General features: G+C 60.2%; 11 protein-coding genes. 3 read left to right on the top strand and 8 right to left on the bottom strand.

What is annotated here, in order from left to right; genetic code table 11:
* Positions 1–20 precede the first annotated feature (20 nt).
* The 8 genes from BWR59_RS01170 to glnE all read right to left on the bottom strand — a co-directional run bounded on the left by BWR59_RS01170 (position 21) and on the right by glnE (position 10,444).
* On the bottom strand, positions 21–1,460 hold the full coding sequence (locus BWR59_RS01170) for a lipopolysaccharide kinase InaA family protein (RefSeq protein WP_081563819.1): 1,440 nt from the start codon (positions 1,458–1,460) through the stop codon (positions 21–23).
* A 256-nt stretch (positions 1,461–1,716) separates the two neighbouring features.
* Positions 1,717–2,472, bottom strand: coding sequence for a lipopolysaccharide kinase InaA family protein (locus BWR59_RS01165; RefSeq protein WP_081563818.1), 756 nt, complete (start codon positions 2,470–2,472; stop codon positions 1,717–1,719).
* Positions 2,469–3,203: a lipopolysaccharide kinase InaA family protein gene (locus BWR59_RS01160; RefSeq protein ID WP_081563817.1), complete on the bottom strand. Its 735-nt coding sequence runs from the start codon at positions 3,201–3,203 to the stop codon at positions 2,469–2,471. Before BWR59_RS01160 ends, BWR59_RS01165 begins: the two co-directional genes overlap by 4 nt.
* A complete protein-coding gene (rfaP, locus tag BWR59_RS01155) occupies positions 3,203–4,009 on the bottom strand; it encodes a lipopolysaccharide core heptose(I) kinase RfaP (RefSeq protein WP_081563816.1) in 807 nt (268 codons plus the stop codon). The genes BWR59_RS01160 and rfaP overlap by 1 nt, the downstream gene beginning before the upstream one ends.
* Entirely contained in the window at positions 4,006–5,130 is a 1,125-nt protein-coding gene (locus BWR59_RS01150; RefSeq protein ID WP_081563815.1) for a glycosyltransferase family 4 protein, read from the bottom strand. Before BWR59_RS01150 ends, rfaP begins: the two co-directional genes overlap by 4 nt.
* Positions 5,130–6,197 carry a lipopolysaccharide heptosyltransferase I gene (waaC, locus tag BWR59_RS01145; RefSeq protein ID WP_081563814.1) on the bottom strand — a complete coding sequence of 356 codons (1,068 nt, stop codon included), beginning with the start codon at positions 6,195–6,197 and terminating at the stop codon, positions 5,130–5,132. Before waaC ends, BWR59_RS01150 begins: the two co-directional genes overlap by 1 nt.
* A gap of 1 nt (position 6,198) precedes the next feature.
* On the bottom strand, positions 6,199–7,233 hold the full coding sequence (waaF, locus tag BWR59_RS01140; protein ID WP_081563813.1) for a lipopolysaccharide heptosyltransferase II: 1,035 nt from the start codon (positions 7,231–7,233) through the stop codon (positions 6,199–6,201).
* Between the two features lie 259 nt (positions 7,234–7,492).
* Positions 7,493–10,444 (bottom strand): bifunctional [glutamate--ammonia ligase]-adenylyl-L-tyrosine phosphorylase/[glutamate--ammonia-ligase] adenylyltransferase, encoded by a 2,952-nt coding sequence (glnE, locus tag BWR59_RS01135; RefSeq protein WP_081563812.1) that lies wholly within the window; start codon positions 10,442–10,444, stop codon positions 7,493–7,495.
* 387 nt (positions 10,445–10,831) lie between these two features.
* On the opposite strand from glnE, the gene aceE reads away from it, so the two are divergent.
* From aceE to BWR59_RS01120, 3 genes are all read left to right on the top strand, one after another.
* A complete protein-coding gene (aceE, locus tag BWR59_RS01130; RefSeq protein WP_081563811.1) occupies positions 10,832–13,480 on the top strand; it encodes a pyruvate dehydrogenase (acetyl-transferring), homodimeric type in 2,649 nt (882 codons plus the stop codon).
* 150 nt (positions 13,481–13,630) lie between these two features.
* Entirely contained in the window at positions 13,631–15,286 is a 1,656-nt protein-coding gene (gene aceF / locus BWR59_RS01125; protein WP_081563810.1) for a dihydrolipoyllysine-residue acetyltransferase, read from the top strand.
* 840 nt (positions 15,287–16,126) lie between these two features.
* Positions 16,127–18,820, top strand: coding sequence for an EAL domain-containing protein (locus tag BWR59_RS01120; protein WP_081563809.1), 2,694 nt, complete (start codon positions 16,127–16,129; stop codon positions 18,818–18,820).
* The last annotated feature ends 8 nt before the right edge of the window (positions 18,821–18,828 follow it).

The raw sequence follows: 18,828 nt of genomic DNA, 5'->3' as shown, positions 1-18,828 counted from the left end.
TGCCCTTCTTGCCGGTTGTCCTAAGGCGCTTTGGGCAAGCGCTGCTCCAGCAATTGGTGCAGCGCGCTGTCCGCTGGCCAGTTACGCATGAAGCGCGCCCGGTCCTTGGCGAAAGCAGCCGCGAATGCGCCCGGCGAGGTGTGCTGACACATGGCATCAAGATCGATCAACGCCCAGCGATCCTGCTGCCAGAACACGTTGTGCCCCTTGAGATCACCATGGCTGATGCGCTCGCGCAGCAATTGGGCGAACAGAGTGTCCAGCGCCTGCAACTCGCTTTGAGGTGCATCCCCGGACGCTACGTACGGCGCAAAACGCTCGATGATGTCAGGTCCCGGCAGGTATTCAGTGACCAGGTACGCTTTGCGGCGCAGCCAGAAAAAACGCTGCTCCATTACGGCCAGTGGCTTGGGCGTGGCAATGCCGAGGAACATCAACCGGTTGCCTTCGCGCCATGAATGCCAGGCGCGACTCGGCCGCCAGAAACGCTTGAGCCAATGGGCGAAATTCTTGATGTTATAGCGCTTGATGACCAGCTCACGTCCTGCGACTTCAGCCTTGGCAACGCTCGCTGCGCCGCCGGTCTTGTACAGATGACCGCTGTCGATCAGCGTGTCGGCCTTCGCCAGCACAGGCAGCATTGCGGCCTCCTCTTCACGCCGAATCGCCCGCAGACCGAACGGCCCATCCGTTACGCTGAACAGGCTGCAATCACGCCCGACCTTGATCAGGTAGTCCTTCAGGCGCCAGTTGCTGACCTTGTCGATCTGCTTTTGCAGCGCCTCGACCGGCAAACCGTGCTCGCCGTTGCTCAACAGGTAATAAACCAGCAGCTCTTCGGTGAAGGGTTCCAGCGATTTGGGTAACTGGGCAAAAAACACCCCGAGGTTTTCCAGCACTTTCTGGCGAGACAAAGGCTTGCCAGCTTGCTCGACACGAATCCCGGCGCCATCGATGAGGTATAGCTTACCGTCCTGGCGCAGCAGGTTGTCCAGGTGCAGATCTTCCTGCCACAAGCCTTTGGCGTGCATCTGGCCCACGGCCGCGAGGGCTTCGCTCAGCACAGCCGTTTGCTCGTCTGCCAGCGGTGACAGGCTCTCGACTGCCTTCCAGGCATCGCCCAGGCTTTCGGCGTTGTCGAGAAACTCGAACAGCAACCAACCGCCCTCGCCTTCCTGCAGCCCGTCGGCCAACAGCAGCGGTGTGGTGAGGCCTTGTTCGGCCAGCAATTGCACACCCGCGCGCTCACGCTGAAAATGCCGTGGCGCTTTTTGCCCCACCAACAATTTGGCAAGTACCGGACGCCCGCGCCAGATCCCGGCGCCAACATAACGCTGCCCCGGCAGAACCCGCAGCAAACTGAGCAACTGCAACTCGGCCGGCCCCGCCGCATCAGCCAGCGCAATACTCATGGGCAGCGCTGGCGTACGACCGGCGTTTTTCAGTTCAGACAAACGCATCGGCGCCCTCTTCTATCAGACTTGCGCCAGACCGGCGGGCTGACAGGCGACAAATCGTCTGTAAGGAATCCCTGGTCCAACAGCCAATAAATAACCCGTGGGAGGAAATTTGCTCGCGAATGCAGAGGCATAAGCAATGAAGCTGTCTTAGCTCCACCAACGCCCTCGCGAGCAAGCTCCCTCCCAACGGTAAATTGTGTTTGCCGCGACAACGGTGAGTGATCAGATATCGCGCTCGACGGTGATCGAATCAATCCTACCGATTGCTGCGCTTATGACTACCGCGCTTCGCCAGCCGTTGCCACCAGCCATCCACCAGCCCACTGTCGCCAGGCGCTTGCAGGTAGGCCGAGAGCATTTCGCGGATTTCTGCCTCGTTCCATACCGGCGCCCGTCGTAGCAGCGGTTCCAGATCCTTGACCCGATCACGCCGCCCGAAAATAGATTTGCGGGTTTTCTCAAGGTCGATCAGTTGCGCCAGATACCCAGCGCCCTTCGCCTTGAGAAAAATGTGTTTGGGGTAGAAGCAACCGTGTACCTGTCCTGCCTTGTGCAGCGTGCGCGCCAGTTGTCCACAGGCCTGGAGGATCGCCAGACGTTGAGTCGCGGACAGCTCGCTCCATTCGCTCAGCAGCGTGTCCAGATCGGTCCAGCCATCGAGCGCACGGGTCATCAGGATCGCACGACGCTCCCCTTCGACTTTCTTTTCGCCATAAAACACCGCATGCAGCGCCGGAATGCCGAGCTTCTGATACAGGCTGATGTTGCGAAACTCGCGGGAGAACGAAGGCTCGCCCAGCGGGTGATGCAAGGTGCGCGTCAGGTAGTTGCTCTGGCGCTTGAGGTAATAACCCGAGCCCTCCAGCTCCAGGCGGAACACGCTGCTCCAGCCGCCACGTCCGGTGTTGGGCTCATCGACGGCATCGAGCTCGACGTCCCACAGCGCATCGAAATCCGCCAGGCCATGGCGCTCGAGCAAGGCGCGGTCGGCATCGGCAATGAAAACACTCATTCGCGCCCCTCGAAAAAGCTGACGATATGACGAATGCGCTTCCTGTCTGAATCATTCAGGCGCTCGCGCCCACGGTATTGCAGATAAAAACGCAGGCGCTGGGTGGCCGACAGGTGATATTTGGCCACCTTGTCCAGACACGCCAGGTCCTTGGTGATGCGATAGCGCAGCATGAAGCTGACCCAGAAAGCACCGTTGGGGCAGTCGATCAGGAACACGGTCGATTGATCGTCCACCAGCAAGTTGCGCCACTTCAGATCGTTATGGGTGAAGTGGTGGTCATGCATCGTGCGGGTATAGCGCGCGACCTGCTGGCTGATCCTGTCGACCCACGAACGGTCGCCCAGGCGCGAGTCGTTGGTCCGCGCGAGTTCCGACAGATCCTCGGTGCGCGGCAATTCTCGCGTAATCAGGGCGCCGCGATCATAGGCAGCGCCATTGCGCTCCAGCCCCCACGCGACCACTTCGGCGGTCGGGATGCCCCACTTGGCGAAACGCTTGAGGTTCTGCCACTCGGACTTGACCCGAGGGCGCCCTAGATAGCGCCGCAGGCCTTTGCCAGCCGCGACGTAGCGTTTGACGTAATAGTTCACGCCACCGCGCTCGACGCGAATCACCTCGGACAAAGGATCGCGGGTCAGACGCTCGCCCTTGAGGGCGAACACGGCATCCAGCGAGCCAAAGTCGTCGGCCAGGGCGGCGTATTCAGGCTCAAGGTTCCAACCCGCCATCAGAGCGCATCCCCGTAACGCAGTTTGCGCTGATACAGCTTCTCGGCCTTGCCTTCCAGCCAGCTGAGCAGCGCGGACTCTTCAGCCAGAATCTGGCGCAACGGCTGCTGAAAATAACCTTTGAGGAAACGCAATTTGTCGCGGCGCGTCAGCCCGATATCCATCGCCGAGAAATACAGCGCGGCCAGGTCCTTGTTGCGCCAGCGCATGGTAATCGCCGGGCGGGTCTGGGCGCGATGCAGGTCGATGACCGAAAGCCTGAAGTCGTCGGGCGTGACCGGTTTGTCGGTGTGCAGCAGGAAGTGGCAGATGTAGCAGTCGCGGTGATTGACGCCAGCGCGATGCATCATCCCGACCAGTCGTGCGACTTCAGCGATGTAGGCGCGCTTCATGCGCGGCTCGGGCGGCTCTTTGACCCAGTTGAGACTGACGTCTTCCAGGCTTTCCGTCGGCGCCAGCTCTTCAGTGATGATGAACGAGTGCTGCGCCGCAGGGTTGCTGCCTCGCTCGCCATAGGCCACGGCGGTCATGGTCGGCACGCCGACTTCGTGAAGGCGATTGATCGCGTCCCACTCCTGCCCGGCGCCCAGCACCGGCAGCTTGGCCGTCAGCAGGTTCTTGGCGACTTCGCCCCAACCGATGCCACGGTGGATCTTGACGAAGTAACCACGTCCGTCGACCTCGGTGCGCAAGGTGCGACGGTTTTCCAATTCGCGATAGACCTGCCCGTCCAGCGCCTCGACAGCCTCAAACGCATCGCGTCCGGCCCAGAGGGTCTTGAAGGGTTCAGCAAGGATCAGTTTCATCCGTGGTGCTCCGCCAGAATCACATCCGCAGCGTGCTGCGGCATGCTGTAAAGATCAGCCGTGTCGGCGAACGCCAGCCCGTTGCGAGCCCAGGAACCGCGCGCGGCATCGTCCTTGAGCATGCGCGCCAGATACTGATTGAGCTGGCTCTGCTCGAACGGCTCGTCGAGCACCAGACCGCTGTCGGCCTCGGCAATGTAATGGGCGTAGCCGCATACCGCGCTGACCAGCACTGGCAAACCCGCGACCAGCGCTTCGAGCAGCACAGTACCGGTATTTTCGTTGTAGGCCGGATGAATCAATAGATCGGCCCCCAACAGGAAACGCGGAATGTCGCTGCGCCCTTTCATGAAAGTAACGTTGTCGCTCAGGCCAAGCGCGGTGCTTTGCAGCTGGAAGACCTTGGGGTCGTCCTGGCCGATGACAAACAGTCGAGTGCGTTTTCTAAGCTCCGACGGCAGTGCGGCCAGCGCCTTGAGACTGCGGTCCACGCCCTTGGTCTTGAACCCGGAACCGATCTGCACCAGCAAAAGGTCGTCATCGCCCAGTTTGAATTCACGACGAAACTCGGCACGGATCTCGGCAGCGTTATCCGGCGCCCTACGGTCCTGGGATATCCCCGGGGGCAGCAAATGGAAACGTTCCAGCGGCGTGTCGTAGTGCTTGATGAACAGCGGCTGCTGGACTTCGGAAATCATCAGCACTTCGGTCCTGGCGTCTTTGGCGAACACCGCGCGCTCGTAGTCGGCGAAGTGACGATAGCGGCCCCAGTATTTGTAAAGGCCGTGGCGCAAGTTCTGCGCTTTGTCTTCATAGCAGCCGTCGGCGGCGTAATACACGTCCAGGCCCGGCATCTTGTTGAAGCCGATCAGGCGATCCACCGGGCGTTTGGCCAGGTCGGCGTTCATCCAGTCGGTGAGCTTTTCGTTGCGGCGATGATTGAAGATCGCCTTGACCGGCGCCACCAGCACTTCGAATCCCGCCGGTACGTCACCTTCCCAGATCAGGGTGTAGACGCGGATCGAATGCCCACGCTGCTGACACTCCAGGGCAATGCGCATGAAGTCACGCTGCAAGCCGCCGAAGGGAAAGTATTTATAAAGCACGAAGGCCAGTTGCATCACGGATGTTCCTTTGCCAGCAACAGCGAGCCCAACTGGCTCGCTACTCGCTCGGGATTCAGGCGAGTGAAGCACAGTGGCCACTCGCGTTCGATATCGAACCGACGCTTGTCTTCGGGCGTCGGTTGATAGGTGCATTTCTTTTGCAGGCACGGCGCACAGGCAGGGTAATCGCCCGCCAAGTGAACCTGCGACTTGCCATAGGCGCCGGTCAGGCCCGGATTGGTCGGGCCGAACAGTGACAGGGTCGGGACGTCCAGCGCAGCAGCCAAGTGCCCCAGCCCGGTATCCACCGCCACGCAACCTTGCGCGCTTGCGAGCACTTTAGCGACGCCTTTGAGATTCAATTTGGGCAGTACGACCGCTTTATCAAGGCCTGCGGCGATTCTCTCAGCTCGCGCCTTCTCCGCCGGATTGCCCCACGGCAGATGCACTTCCAGCCCTTGGCCGATCATGCGCTCGGCCAGCTGGCGCCAGTAAAGCTCGGGCCAGTGCTTGGTGACCCAGGTCGTACCGTGCAGGAAAAGCACGAACGGCGCCGCTTCACTGCTGGCGTCTAGCAGGCGACTGCGATCCAGACCGTAATCGCCAAGCCCGGCCGGGACTTGATAACCCAGTGCCTGAGCGAACAACTGGCGCAGACGCTCGACCGCGTGCTGACCAAGGGGGACAGGGTATGCCAGATCGTAAAAGCGTGCGGCCAATGGCTCGCGTGCCGAGTGCTTGTCCAGACCCACGATGGGCGCTTTGACGTAGCGGGTCAGCCAGGCGCTTTTCAGCAGCCCTTGCGCGTCGATCACCAGATCGTAACGAGTGTCGCGCAAACGTTGTTTGAACTGGCGCCACTCGCCATTCTTGAAGGTCTGCCAGAGATTCTTGCGCCAGCGGCGAATGGCTACCGGAATCACTCTAGCCACGGTTGGATGCCAGGTCGGGATCTCGGCAAAGCCCTCTTCCACTACCCAGTCGAACTGGATGCCCGGCACGGCGCGCATCGCGTCCGTCAGTGCGGGAAGGGTATGAATGACGTCACCCAGCGACGAGGTCTTGATCAGCAGTACCCGCAAGTCAGGCAACCTCTACCGGCGTGCCGCCCAACTGGCTCAAGGCCTGGATGACCGAATCCGGCTCCAGCAGACGCAGGCAGTTGTAGTGGCCGAAACGACAGGTGCGCTCGAAACACGGACTGCACTCGATACCCAGCTGGACGATTTCGACATGGTCGGCCAGCGGCGGTGTAAAGCCTGGTGATGTTGAGCCATACACCGCCACCAGCGGGCGATTGAGCGCTGCGGCCACATGCATCAGGCCGGAGTCATTGGAGACCACCGCGTCCGCACAGGACAACAGATCGATGGCTTCGGCCAGAGACGTGCCGCCACTGAGATTCACGGACTCTTCGCGCAGGCCCGGAATCAACCGCTCGCGAATGCTTTCACCTACCGGATGATCGTTCTTCGAACCGAACAGCCAGACCTGCCAGCCTTCGCGGATCTTCGCTTCGGCGACCTTGGCGTAGTGCTCGGATGGCCAGCGCTTGGACTCCCCGAACTCCGCCCCCGGACATAACGCCAGCACGGGGCGGTCCAGGGTCAGGCCGAACTTGGCGAGCGCGGCGTCGCGGCTACCGGTTTCGATTTGCAGACTTGGTTTGGGGTACGGACGCGGTATTTCGGCGTCTTTGTCATAGGCCAGGGCCATGAAGCGCTCGATCATCAGCGGGTATTGCTGCTTGTCGAGGGTGCGCACATCGTTGAGCAGGCCGTAGCGAAATTCGCCACGCCAGCCGGTACGTTTGGGGATGCCGGCGAAAAAGGGTACCAGCGCCGACTTCAACGAATTGGGCAGCAGGATCGCTTGGTCGTAGTGCCCCTTGAGCGATTTGCCGATGCGACGACGGGTTGCCAGCTCAAGTGCGCCGTGGCCGAGCGGGAAGCTCAAGGCCGTGCGCACCTCTGGCATGCGCTCAAGGATCGGCCGGCTCCACTCGGGCGCCAACACATCGATCTCGCATTGCGGGTGACGCTGCTTCAGGCACTGGAACAGCGTTTGCGCCATTACCATGTCACCGACCCAGCTGGGCCCAACGATCAGAATTCTCATGCTCAATCCAAAAACGACCAGAAACGAGCAGGGAGGCCTATCAGACTGCGTGACGCTTCCACACAGCCTGACGCCTCCCTGTCATAGCTTTATATAGGTCCCGATGGCGCGTATGAACAACTCGCCAAAGCCGGGATTTTTCGGTGATTTCACTGACCTCATCGCGAGCAGGCTCCCTCCCCCAGGGTTACGCAGCCTACTGTGGGAGGGAGCTAGCTCGCGATGAGGCCGGAGGATTCAATGAAGAATCCTTCATGTATCAACTCAACCCCAACTGTCCCCAGATCCGCATCACTTCACGCCGCTCGTCTGCGAACTGATCACCGCTGACCACCCCCGGATCCTTCTGCAAGGCCTGTCGGTGAGCGGCTGAACGATAAGCCTTGTATACCTCACGCAGCAGGCTGGCGTCCGCGGCCGGTATCAGACCTGCCTCTTCCAGCCCCTCGAGAATACGGATGTTGTCGGTGTAGCGAAGCAGCGCGGGATGCTCTCTGGACCACGCCAAGGCCGCGTATTGCACCATAAATTCGATATCGACGATACCACCGGCGTCCTGCTTGAGATCGAACGACGACGTGGCTTCGAAGGCATTTGCTCCCTTGCCGGCCGTCGTGCCCTTGGTCCCGAGGTTGTCGCGCATCTTGGCGCGCATCTCGCTCACTTCCTGACGCAGCGTAGCCAGATCGCGCTCGCGACCCAGGACAGTGGCACGCACAGCCTCGAATTTTTTCCCGACATCGGCGCTGCCCACCAGCACTCGCGCACGCACCAGTGCCTGATGCTCCCAGGTCCAGGCCTCGTTCTCCTGATAACGAGCGAACGCCCCCAGCGAACTCACCAGCAGACCCGACGCCCCTGAAGGCCTCAGGCGCATGTCCACTTCGTACAACTGGCCGGAGTTGGTCTGGGTAGTGATCAGGTGAATGATGCGCTGCCCCAGACGGGTGAAGAACTGCGCGCCATCGATAGGCTTGGCGCCGTCGGTTTCAGCCTGCGGATCGCCATCGTGAATGAACACCAGATCCAGGTCCGAACCATGCCCCAGTTCGATGCCACCGACTTTTCCGTAACCGACAATCACGAAACCGGGATCGCACAGGGTGCCATCTGGACGGCGCGGCGAACCGTGGCGGGCCACTGTGTGCCGCCAGGCCAGCGCGAGTACCTGCTCAAGGATGGCCTCGGCCAGCCAGGTCAAATAATCACTGACTTTCATAAGCGGCAGGCTGCCGGTGATTTCCGACGCCGCCACGCGCAACCGGTGCGCCAGCTTGAAATGTCGCAGCGCCTCCATTTGCTGCTCAAGATCATCTTCGGGAATGCGTGTCAGGCGCTCACGCAATTCGGCGCCCAACTCCAATGCCTGCGGCGGATTGAACAGGCGTCCTTCATTGAGCAATTCATCGAGCAGCAGCGGGAAACGGGCGATCTGCTCGGCAATCCACGGACTGGCCGCGCACAGCGTCAGCAATCGACGCAGCGCGCCGGGGTTTTCCGTGAGCAACACCAGATAAGCCGAACGCCGGGCCACGGCTTCGACCAATGGCAGGACGCGTTCGAGTACCAGATCCGGATTGTCATGCTCTACAGCCTGTGCCAGCAGCCGGGGAATGAAGGCATCGAGACGCTCGCGCCCCAGACGCTGCATCGAGCGCAGCTGCGAACTGTTACGCAAATTGCTCAGATGTTTCAGCGCTTTCTGTGCGTCGGCGAAGCCACCTTCCTGCAATTGCAGGCAGGCGCTCTCTTCGTTCTGCGACTCTTCCCACAGCGGGAGCCATTCTCCGCCGACGATCTCTTCGCCGCTGTCCTGCTGCCCTTCTTCCTCATCCGGATCGGCGATCACCTGACGGAAGTGCCAGTCGACCCGTCCGCGCCAATACATCAGTTTCTCGTGGAAGCTGCTCCAGTCGGCAAAACCCATGATCAAGGCGATACGCGCCTGATCGCGGTCATCCTCGGGGAGCATCTGGGTCTGACGGTCGGCGATGGCCTGAATGGCGTGCTCGGTGTAGCGCAGGAATTCATAACCTTCGCGCAACTCATCGATTACGGCAGTCGGCAGATAACCCTGCCCTTCCAGCGTGCGCAGCACCTTGAGCAATGATCGCTGCTGCAGGCTCAGATCGCGCCCGCCATGAATCAACTGAAACGCCTGGGCAATGAACTCGACCTCGCGAATCCCGCCTGAGCCAAGCTTGATGTTCGCCGCCATGCCCTTGCGACGGACCTCCTGCTGAATCAGCTGCTTCATGGTGCGCAGCGCTTCGATGGCAGAGAAGTCCAGATAACGGCGATAAACGAAGGGCCGGAGCATTTCCAGCAGTTCTTCGCCTTTCGCCTGGTCGCCGCCGACCACCCGCGCCTTGATCATCGCGTAGCGTTCCCAGTCGCGACCCTGGTCTTGATAATACTGCTCCAGCGCATTGAAGCTGAGCACCAGCGCACCGGACGAACCATAGGGACGCAGGCGCATGTCGACGCGAAACACGAAGCCGTCGACAGTCACCGGGTCCAGCGCCTTGATCAGGCGCTGGCCCAGACGAATGAAGAATTCCTGGTTGTCCAGCGGGCGCTTCACCCCTTGGGTTTCACCGCCTTCGGGGTAGGCGAAAATCAGGTCGATGTCCGAAGACAGGTTCAGTTCCAGCGCTCCCAGCTTGCCCATGCCAAGGATGACCATCTGCTGTGGCTCGTCACTGCGGCGCCCGGTGGGCGTCCCGAACTGCTGACAGTGCCTGTCATACAACCATCGATAAGCAAGGTCGATACTGCCATCAGCCATGTCGGACAGGTCACGACAGGTTTCGACCAGATCGGCCTGCCGGGTGAGGTCACGCCAGATAATTCGGACTTGCTGCCGCGTCCGTTGACGACGTAGATTACGCCCCAGCTCATCGTCGCTGGTCGCCAATTGGACCTGCGCGGCGATTTGCCCTCGCAGCTCACCGGGCGCAAAACCGCGCTCCAGCTCGCCGGATGCGGCGAGATCAAGCAGCATCTGCGGGTCCCGGACAACCTGTTCGGTGACGAAATCACTGGCCGCACAGATGCGGTCGAACGCAACCAGACGCTCAGCGGGCCAGGCATCGAAAGCCGCCTGACCGGCAGTCGTCAGTGAGGCAAGCGCAGCGCGGAACGACTGCTGCGCACGAGTGACCAACGGCAGAAGGACGGCCGGCAGATCAGCCAGCAAAGGGAGGCTCATGGTCTATCCTTGATCGGCGTTCAAAAGACTACCCGCGGTGCAGGTTGTACACACGTTGCGGGGCGGACTGTCGAACAAAGGTTAAAAATTGCTGGCGATTTGATTTTTTTGGTAGCCAACATGACATTTCACTTGATCTGTTTGTTGTTTTTACCAACATTACCGATTTGCTTCACCGTATGACCCGAGCGAAAACAGCGCTCAGCTGTAGTTTTACTACTGTATATACAAGTCAAAAAGCTGAAACGGCCAAAGATTTGTAGTAAAACTACACAACGCCGGGTACAACTCCGGCCATCCAAGAATTTTTACGTCGTCTGCCCACAAGGCCAGTCGCAACAAACTCAGGCAACCGATTCTGGAAGCCTTTCCGCCCTGGAGCAAGCCATGCAAGACCTCGATCCCGTCGAAACCCAGGAATGGCTGGACGCCCTGGAATCGGTTCTCGACAAAGAAGGCGAAGACCGTGCTCACTACCTGATGACCCGTATGGGTGAGCTGGCCACGCGAAGTGGTACACAGCTGCCGTACTCCATCACCACGCCTTACCGCAACACCATCCCTGTTACCCGCGAAGCACGCATGCCCGGCGACCTGTTCATGGAACGCCGCATCCGTTCGATCGTTCGCTGGAACGCACTGGCGATGGTCATGCGCGCCAACATGCAAGACCCTGATCTGGGCGGCCACATCTCCACTTTCGCGTCCAGCGCCACGCTGTATGACATCGGCTTCAACTACTTCTTCCAGGCCCCGACCGAAGAACACGGCGGCGACCTGATCTACTATCAAGGTCACGCTTCTCCGGGCATCTATGCTCGCGCCTTCCTTGAAGGTCGCTTGAGCGAAGAGCAGATGCTCAAGTTCCGTCAGGAAGTGGATGGCGGCGGTCTGTCGTCGTACCCGCACCCGCATCTGATGCCGGACTTCTGGCAGTTCCCGACCGTTTCCATGGGTCTGGGCCCGATCACTGCGATCTACCAGGCGCGCTTCATGAAGTACCTGGAAAACCGTGGTTTCATCCCGGCTGGCAAGCAGAAAGTCTGGTGCTTCATCGGTGACGGTGAGTGCGACGAGCCGGAAACCCTGGGCGCCATTTCCCTGGCCGGTCGTGAAAACCTCGACAACCTGATCTTCGTCATCAACTGCAACCTGCAGCGCCTCGACGGCCCGGTTCGCGGCAACGCTAAGATCATCCAGGAACTCGAAGGCGTGTTCCGTGGCGCCGCCTGGAACGTCAACAAGGTCATCTGGGGCCGCATGTGGGACCCACTGTTCGCCCAGGACGAAGACGGCCTCATGCAGCGTCGCATGGATAAAGCCATCGACGGCGAATACCAGAACTACAAGGCCAAAGACGGCGCCTACGTGCGCAAGCACTTCTTCGGCGACGATCCCGAGCTGCTCAAGCGCGTCGAGAACCTCTCCGACGACGAGATCTGGAAACTCAACCGTGGCGGCCACGACCCGTACAAGGTCTATGCGGCTTACCACCAGGCGGTCAACCACAAAGGCCAGCCTACTGTCATCCTCGCCAAGACCATCAAAGGTTACGGTACCGGTGCAGGCGAAGCGAAGAACACCGCGCACAACACCAAGAAAGTCGATATAGAGTCGCTGAAGAAATTCCGTGACCGCTTCGACATTCCGCTGAACGATTCCGAACTCGAATCGCTGCCGTTCTATCGTCCGGCCGAAGACAGCGCGGAAATGAAATACCTGCGCAAATGCCGCGAGAAGCTCGGTGGTTCCCTGCCGCAGCGCAACCGCGGCACCACGAGCATTCCTACACCGCCACTGGACACCCTCAAGTCCATTCTGGACGGCTCGGGCGACCGTGAAATCTCCACCACCATGGCGTTCGGTCGTATCCTCGCCTCGATGGTGAAAGACAAGGAACTGGGCAAGCGCATCGTTCCGATCCTCGCCGACGAAGCCCGTACTTTCGGTATGGAAGGCATGTTCCGTCAGTTGGGTATCTACTCGCCAGTCGGCCAGTTGTACGAGCCAGTCGACCGCGATCAGGTGATGTACTACCGCGAAGAGAAAGACGGCCAGATCCTTCAAGAAGGCCTCAACGAGGCAGGCGCGTTCTCCTCGTTCATCGCTGCCGGTACTGCCTACAGCAACTACAACACCCCGATGCTGCCGGTCTACATCTTCTATTCGATGTTCGGCTTCCAGCGTATCGGCGACCTGGCCTGGGCTGCTGGCGATGCACAGACTCGCGGCTTCCTGCTGGGCGGCACCTCGGGGCGTACCACGCTCAACGGTGAAGGCCTGCAACACGAAGACGGTCACAGCCACATCCTGGCCTCGACCATCCCGAACGTGCGCAGCTATGACCCTGCCTATGCCTACGAGCTGGCGGTGATCATGCACGAAGGCACGCACCGCATGATGACGCTGCAGGAAAACGTCTACTACTACATCACCGTGATGAACGAGAACTACCACCAGCCAGCAATGCCGGCCGGTGTCGAGGACGGCATCATCAAGGGCATGTACCTGCTTGAAGAAGACAAGCGTGAAGCGGCTCATCACGTACAACTGATGGGTTCGGGCACCATCCTCAACGAAGTACGCGAAGCGGCGAAGATTCTGCGTGAGCAGTTCAACATCGGCGCCGATGTCTGGAGCGTCACCAGCTTCAACGAACTGCGTCGCAACGGCCTGGCCGTAGAGCGTGCCAACCGTCTGAAGCCGGGCCAGAAGCCACAGGTGAGCTACGTTGAAGAGTGCCTCAACGGCCGTAAAGGTCCGGTAATCGCTTCGACCGACTACATGAAACTGTTCGCTGACCAGATCCGTCAGTGGGTTCCGACCAAGGAATACAAAGTCCTGGGCACTGACGGCTACGGCCGCAGCGACAGCCGCAAGAAGCTGCGTCACTTCTTTGAAGTCGACCGTCACTTCGTGGTGCTGGCAGCTCTGGAAGCCTTGGCCGATCGTGGCGATATCGAACCTAAGGTCGTGGCGGAAGCCATCACCAAGTTCGGCATCGACCCGGATAAACGCAACCCGCTGGACTGCTAAGGCCTGCGTTAACGATCGCAAAGAGCGCTGCAACATTGCGCAAGACAGCCAAGGATGCGGAATTTACTCCGGTAAATGAGCATCCGAGGCTGTTTTGTCGCACTACCGGCAGCGCAGTCGAGTGAACAGGTTCTCCTAAGGAGAGACATTGTGAGTGAGTTAATTCGTGTACCCGACATCGGCAGCGGTGACGGTGAAGTCATTGAGTTGTTCGTCAAGGTTGGCGATCGCATCGAAGCCGATCAGAGCCTGCTGACCCTTGAGTCGGACAAGGCGAGCATGGAAATCCCTGCGCCAAAGGCCGGTGTCGTCAAAAGCCTGAAAGTGAAAATCGGCGACCGCCTGAAAGAAGGCGACGAGCTGCTCGAACTGGAAGTGGAAGGCGATGCCGCCGCTGCTGCACCTGCTGCCGAACCGGCCGCCGCTGCTCCGGCGCCTGCTGCTGAAAAACCTGCTGAAGCAGCCCCGGCTCCTGCCGCAGCTCCTGCTCCAGCCGCTGCTGCTGCCGAAACGGTTCAGGACATTCACGTTCCTGATATCGGTTCGTCAGGCAAGGCTCGCATCATCGAGCTGATGGTCAAGGTTGGCGACAGCATCGAAGCTGACCAGTCCCTGATCACGCTGGAATCCGACAAAGCCTCGATGGAGATTCCTTCTCCAGCCGCTGGTGTGGTCGAGAGCATCAGCGTCAAGGTCGAAGACGAAGTCGGCACTGGCGATCTGATCCTGAAACTGAAAGTCGCTGGCGCTGCACCTGCTGCCGCGCCTGCTCAGGCAGCTGCCCCGGCTCCGGCCAAGGCTGACGCTCCTGCAGCAGCTCCGGCCGCAGCCCCTGCCCCGAAAGCCGAAGCAGCCCCTGCTCCCGCTGCCGCCCCTGCCAAAGACGGTGCCAAGGTTCACGCAGGCCCGGCTGTTCGCCAGCTGGCACGCGAATTCGGCGTCGAGCTGAGCGCTGTGACTGCCACCGGTCCACACGGCCGAGTACTGAAGGAAGACGTGCAGGTTTACGTCAAGTCCGTCATGACCAAAGCCAAGGACGCACCGGCTGCTGGCGGCGCTGCCGGCGGCATGGGCATCCCGCCGATTCCGGAAGTCGATTTCAGCCGTTTCGGCGAGATCGAAGAAGTGCCGATGACTCGCCTGATGCAACTGGGCGCGAGCGGTCTGCACCGCAGCTGGCTGAACATCCCGCACGTCACTCAGTTCGACCAGGCCGACATCACCGACCTGGAAGCTTTCCGCATTGCGCAGAAAGCCGTCGCTGAAAAGGCCGGCGTGAAGCTGACCGTGCTGCCGCTGCTGCTCAAGTCCATCGCGCACCTGCTCAAGGAACTGCCGGACTTCAACAGCTCGCTGGCGCCAAGCGGCAAGGCTGTTATCCGCAAGAAGTACTTCCACATCGGTTTCGCGGTAGACACTCCGGACGGTCTGTTGGTCCCTGTGATCAAGAACGTCGACCAGAAGAGCCTGCTGCAACTGGCTGCCGAAGCCGCCGAGCTGGCTGAGAAAGCCCGCAGCAAGAAGCTGTCCGCCAACGACATGCAGGGCGCCTGCTTCACCATCTCCAGCCTGGGTCATATTGGCGGTACCGGCTTCACGCCGATTGTCAATGCGCCCGAAGTGGCGATCCTGGGTGTATCCAAGGCCACCATGCAGCCGGTCTGGGACGGCAAGGCTTTCCAGCCGCGCCTGATGCTGCCGCTGTCGCTGTCCTACGATCACCGCGTGATCAACGGCGCCGCAGCTGCTCGCTTCACCAAACGTCTGGGCGATGTGCTGGCGGATATCCGTACGATTCTGCTGTAAGCCGTACAAGGCCCGCTTCCCGTGAAGCGGGCCTTCGCAGTTTTTCGAGCTGCCACGCTCGTACCTCAACCCCGCTCATTTGGCGGGGCTTTTTTTGGGCGGGTGGTTTTGGGGTTGGGGTTGGGTGTATCCGACTTTGGCGGTGCCGCTGGTGTCGGCTCGGCCTAACGGCCAGCTGTTTCGCCTTCGGCGAGTTACTTGAAAACCCCAAGTAACCAAGGGTCCTTGCTCCTGGTTTGGCTTCTCCTTCGTCGAAGTACCCTCACTCCGGCGACGCTCCGTGGGCCCGCGCTGAACGGACATCCATGTCCTGGCAGCGCTCTCGCGGCATCCATGCCGCTCGGCCCACTCCGCGACGCCTGCGTTCGGCCTGCACCCAAGTCGCGATTTGTGTCGTCTGGGATATCGCGCACTTAGAAGCAAAATCAAAAGCGAACGCGGCTCTGAAATACTGAGGCGACACTTGTAGCCGTCCGGCTTGCCGGAGATGGCTCAAGGAAGATCGCTACCGTCAGCAAGCCGGACTGCTACAGGTCTGGCACCTATAGCGGACGTTGATGCTGGCCCTGCCTCACGGGAGTACAGAAGCCAGCATCACTGCCGATACGCTGATGTGTCGGAGCGAAACGTTCCCGATGCACCAACATCAACCACTTACCGCTCTTTTCCGACAAATCCGACCAACAACCTCTAGTTAATCCCGGATTTGCCGACAGATTTATAGCACTAAGCCATCGCGCTCACTTGTCAGCCCGTTCGCCATGATGCAACCTTGCGTCACGCGATTTAACGATGGGCTCCTTGCCCGCGCGCGACCGTACTCTTAAAGCGAGTTCCTTCATGAAAAGCCAACCTGATGCTGCCGCCCGATCGGCAGCCGAGGTCGTGACGCAATTGCCGGTGCCCTCGCGGCTCGGCATGCTGCGTTTCGAGCGGCTGAATGAACCCAGCTGGGCCATGCTGTACCTGGACCCAAACTGCGAAAAGCAGTTCGACATGCCGGCCATGGAGCTGTGCGCCCTGATTGGCGCGCCCTATGCCAGCCTGATGGAACCAGAGGCCCGCTATCAATTGCACGATGCCGTGCAGATGCAGCTCGCGACCAACTCCCACTACGTCATCCGCTACACCCTGCACACCACTCGCGGGCCACTGGGTCTGCTTGAGATTGGTGAAGGGTATCGACAGCACAATCGCGAACTCCTGCGTGGCTACCTGATGGTGGTCGACGACGTGTTCGATGCCAGTGAGATGGTTCTAAGTCCCGATCTGGAAGTACAAAACTCCCGCTTGCAGATCGCCCTGGAACTGAACCAGCGCGCCCAGCACGAGCAGTTACAGCACCTGGAACGGGTACGTGCGCAGCAAAGCCTGATTTTGCGCCTGGCGCGTCATCGCTACAGTTCCAGCAACTCGCTGCAGGAAGCCGCAGAGCTGATCACCAAAAGCGCCTGCGAGATCTACGACATCGACCGCGCTGCAATCTGGAACCTCAACGGCAAGACCCTCGAGCCGATTGCCGAGTATCGCCGAGACGTCGACCAGTACCTGAAACCCGCACCGATCGACATCAGCCGCTACCCCAGCTACCTGGAAGCGTTGCACACCAGTCGCGCCATCGACGCCAACGACGTGCAGCTTGATCCGCGCACCCGTGAGATTGCCGAAAGCCTCGGCCCGCGGGACATTAACGCCATCCTCGACGCCAGTGTGCGCATCGACGGCCAGGTCGTCGGCGTGCTGTGTCTTGAGCAGACCGGCACGCCGCGCGACTGGCAGTCTGACGAGATTGCTTTCGCTGGCGAACTGGCCGATCAGTTCGCGCAGGCGATCAACAACCACAACCGCCGTACCGCCACCAACGCCCTGCACCTTTTCCAGCGAGCCGTGGAGCAGAGCGCCAACGCGTTTCTGCTGGTCAACTGCAACGGTGTGGTCGAATACGTCAATCCAAGTTTCACCGAGATCACCCAGTACACCGCCGATGAGGTCCACGGTCATCGCCTTTCGGAACTCCCTGCACTGGAAAATCTCAACTCGCTGCTGCTCGACGCCAATTCAAGCCTGGTCAGTGGCAACAGTTGGCAGGGCGAATTCAAGAGCCGCCGCAAGAACCTCGAACCCTATTGGGGCCAGCTGTCGATCTCCAAGGTGTACGGCGACAACCGCGAGCTGACCCATTACATCGGCATCTACGAAGACATCACCCAGGCCAAGCTCTCCCAGCAGCGGATCGAGCGCCTGGCGTACACCGACAATCTGACCAATCTGGGCAACCGCCCGGCGTTCATCCGGACCCTCGACGAGCATTTCGCACGGGACATTGAGACGCCGATCAGCCTGCTGTTGGTGGACATCGACAACTTCAAGCGCATCAACGACAGCCTCGGCCACCAGACTGGCGACAAGCTGTTGATCAGCCTCGCCCGCCGCCTGCGCAACAGCCTGAGCCCGACCGGGATTCTGGCGCGCTTCGCCAGTAACGAGTTTGCGGTGCTGCTGGACGACACCGGGCCTGAAGACGGCCAGCGCATCGCCAGCCAGGTGCTGACCACGCTGGACAAGCCGATGTTCGTCGACAACCAGTTGATCAGCGTCACCGGCTCCGTGGGCCTGGCTTGCGCACCAATCCACGGCCGCGATCCGCAAACCCTGATGAAGAACGCAGGCCTGGCGCTGCACAAGGCCAAGGCCAACGGCAAGCATCAGGTGCAGGTGTTCACCGAAGCGCTCAACGCCGAAGCCAGCTACAAGCTGTTCGTCGAGAACAACCTGCGTCGCGCCTTGACGCAAAACGAACTGGAAGTCTTCTACCAGCCCAAGCTGTGCCTGCGCACGGGTCGGTTGCTGGGTATGGAGGCCCTGCTGCGCTGGAATCATCCGGAAAAAGGCATGATCCGTCCGGACCAGTTCATCAGCGTCGCCGAGGAAACCGGCCTGATCATCCCGATCGGCAAGTGGGTCGCGCGTCAGTCCTGTCGCATGAGCAAGCAACTGACCGCCGCTGGTTACGGCAAGCTGCACGTGGCGATCAACGTTTCGCCCAAGCAGTTCTCCGATCCTGATCTGGTCAGTTCGCTGGCGAATATCCTGCGCGAAGAACAGCTCGATCCGTCGCTTCTTGAACTGGAACTGACTGAAGGCCTGCTGCTGGAAGCCACTGAAGACACACGTCTGCAACTCGAATCACTGAAAACCCTTGGCCTGACCCTTGCCATGGACGACTTCGGGACCGGTTACTCGTCGTTCAGCTACCTGAAAAAATTCCCCATCGACGTGATCAAGATCGACCGCAGTTTCATCCGTGATATTCCGGATGATCAGGACGATATGGAAATCACCTCGGCGGTGATCGCCATGGCTCATAACCTCAAGCTGACAGTGGTCGCCGAAGGCATCGAAACTGCCGAGCAACTGGCGTTCCTGCGTCGCCATCGCTGCGACGTCGGCCAGGGCTATCTGTTCGACAAGCCGATTCCTGGCGAAGATCTGATCAGCAAACTGCGTCGCTACCCACGCGGGCCCCAAGCGTAAACCCTCCT

The sequence above is a fragment of the Pseudomonas sp. Bc-h genome (assembly GCF_002080045.1).
In the GTDB taxonomy this organism is placed as follows: Bacteria; Pseudomonadota; Gammaproteobacteria; order Pseudomonadales; family Pseudomonadaceae; genus Aquipseudomonas.
Note: the sequence above shows the minus strand (reverse complement) of the source record. Positions and strands in the feature narration are given on the sequence as shown.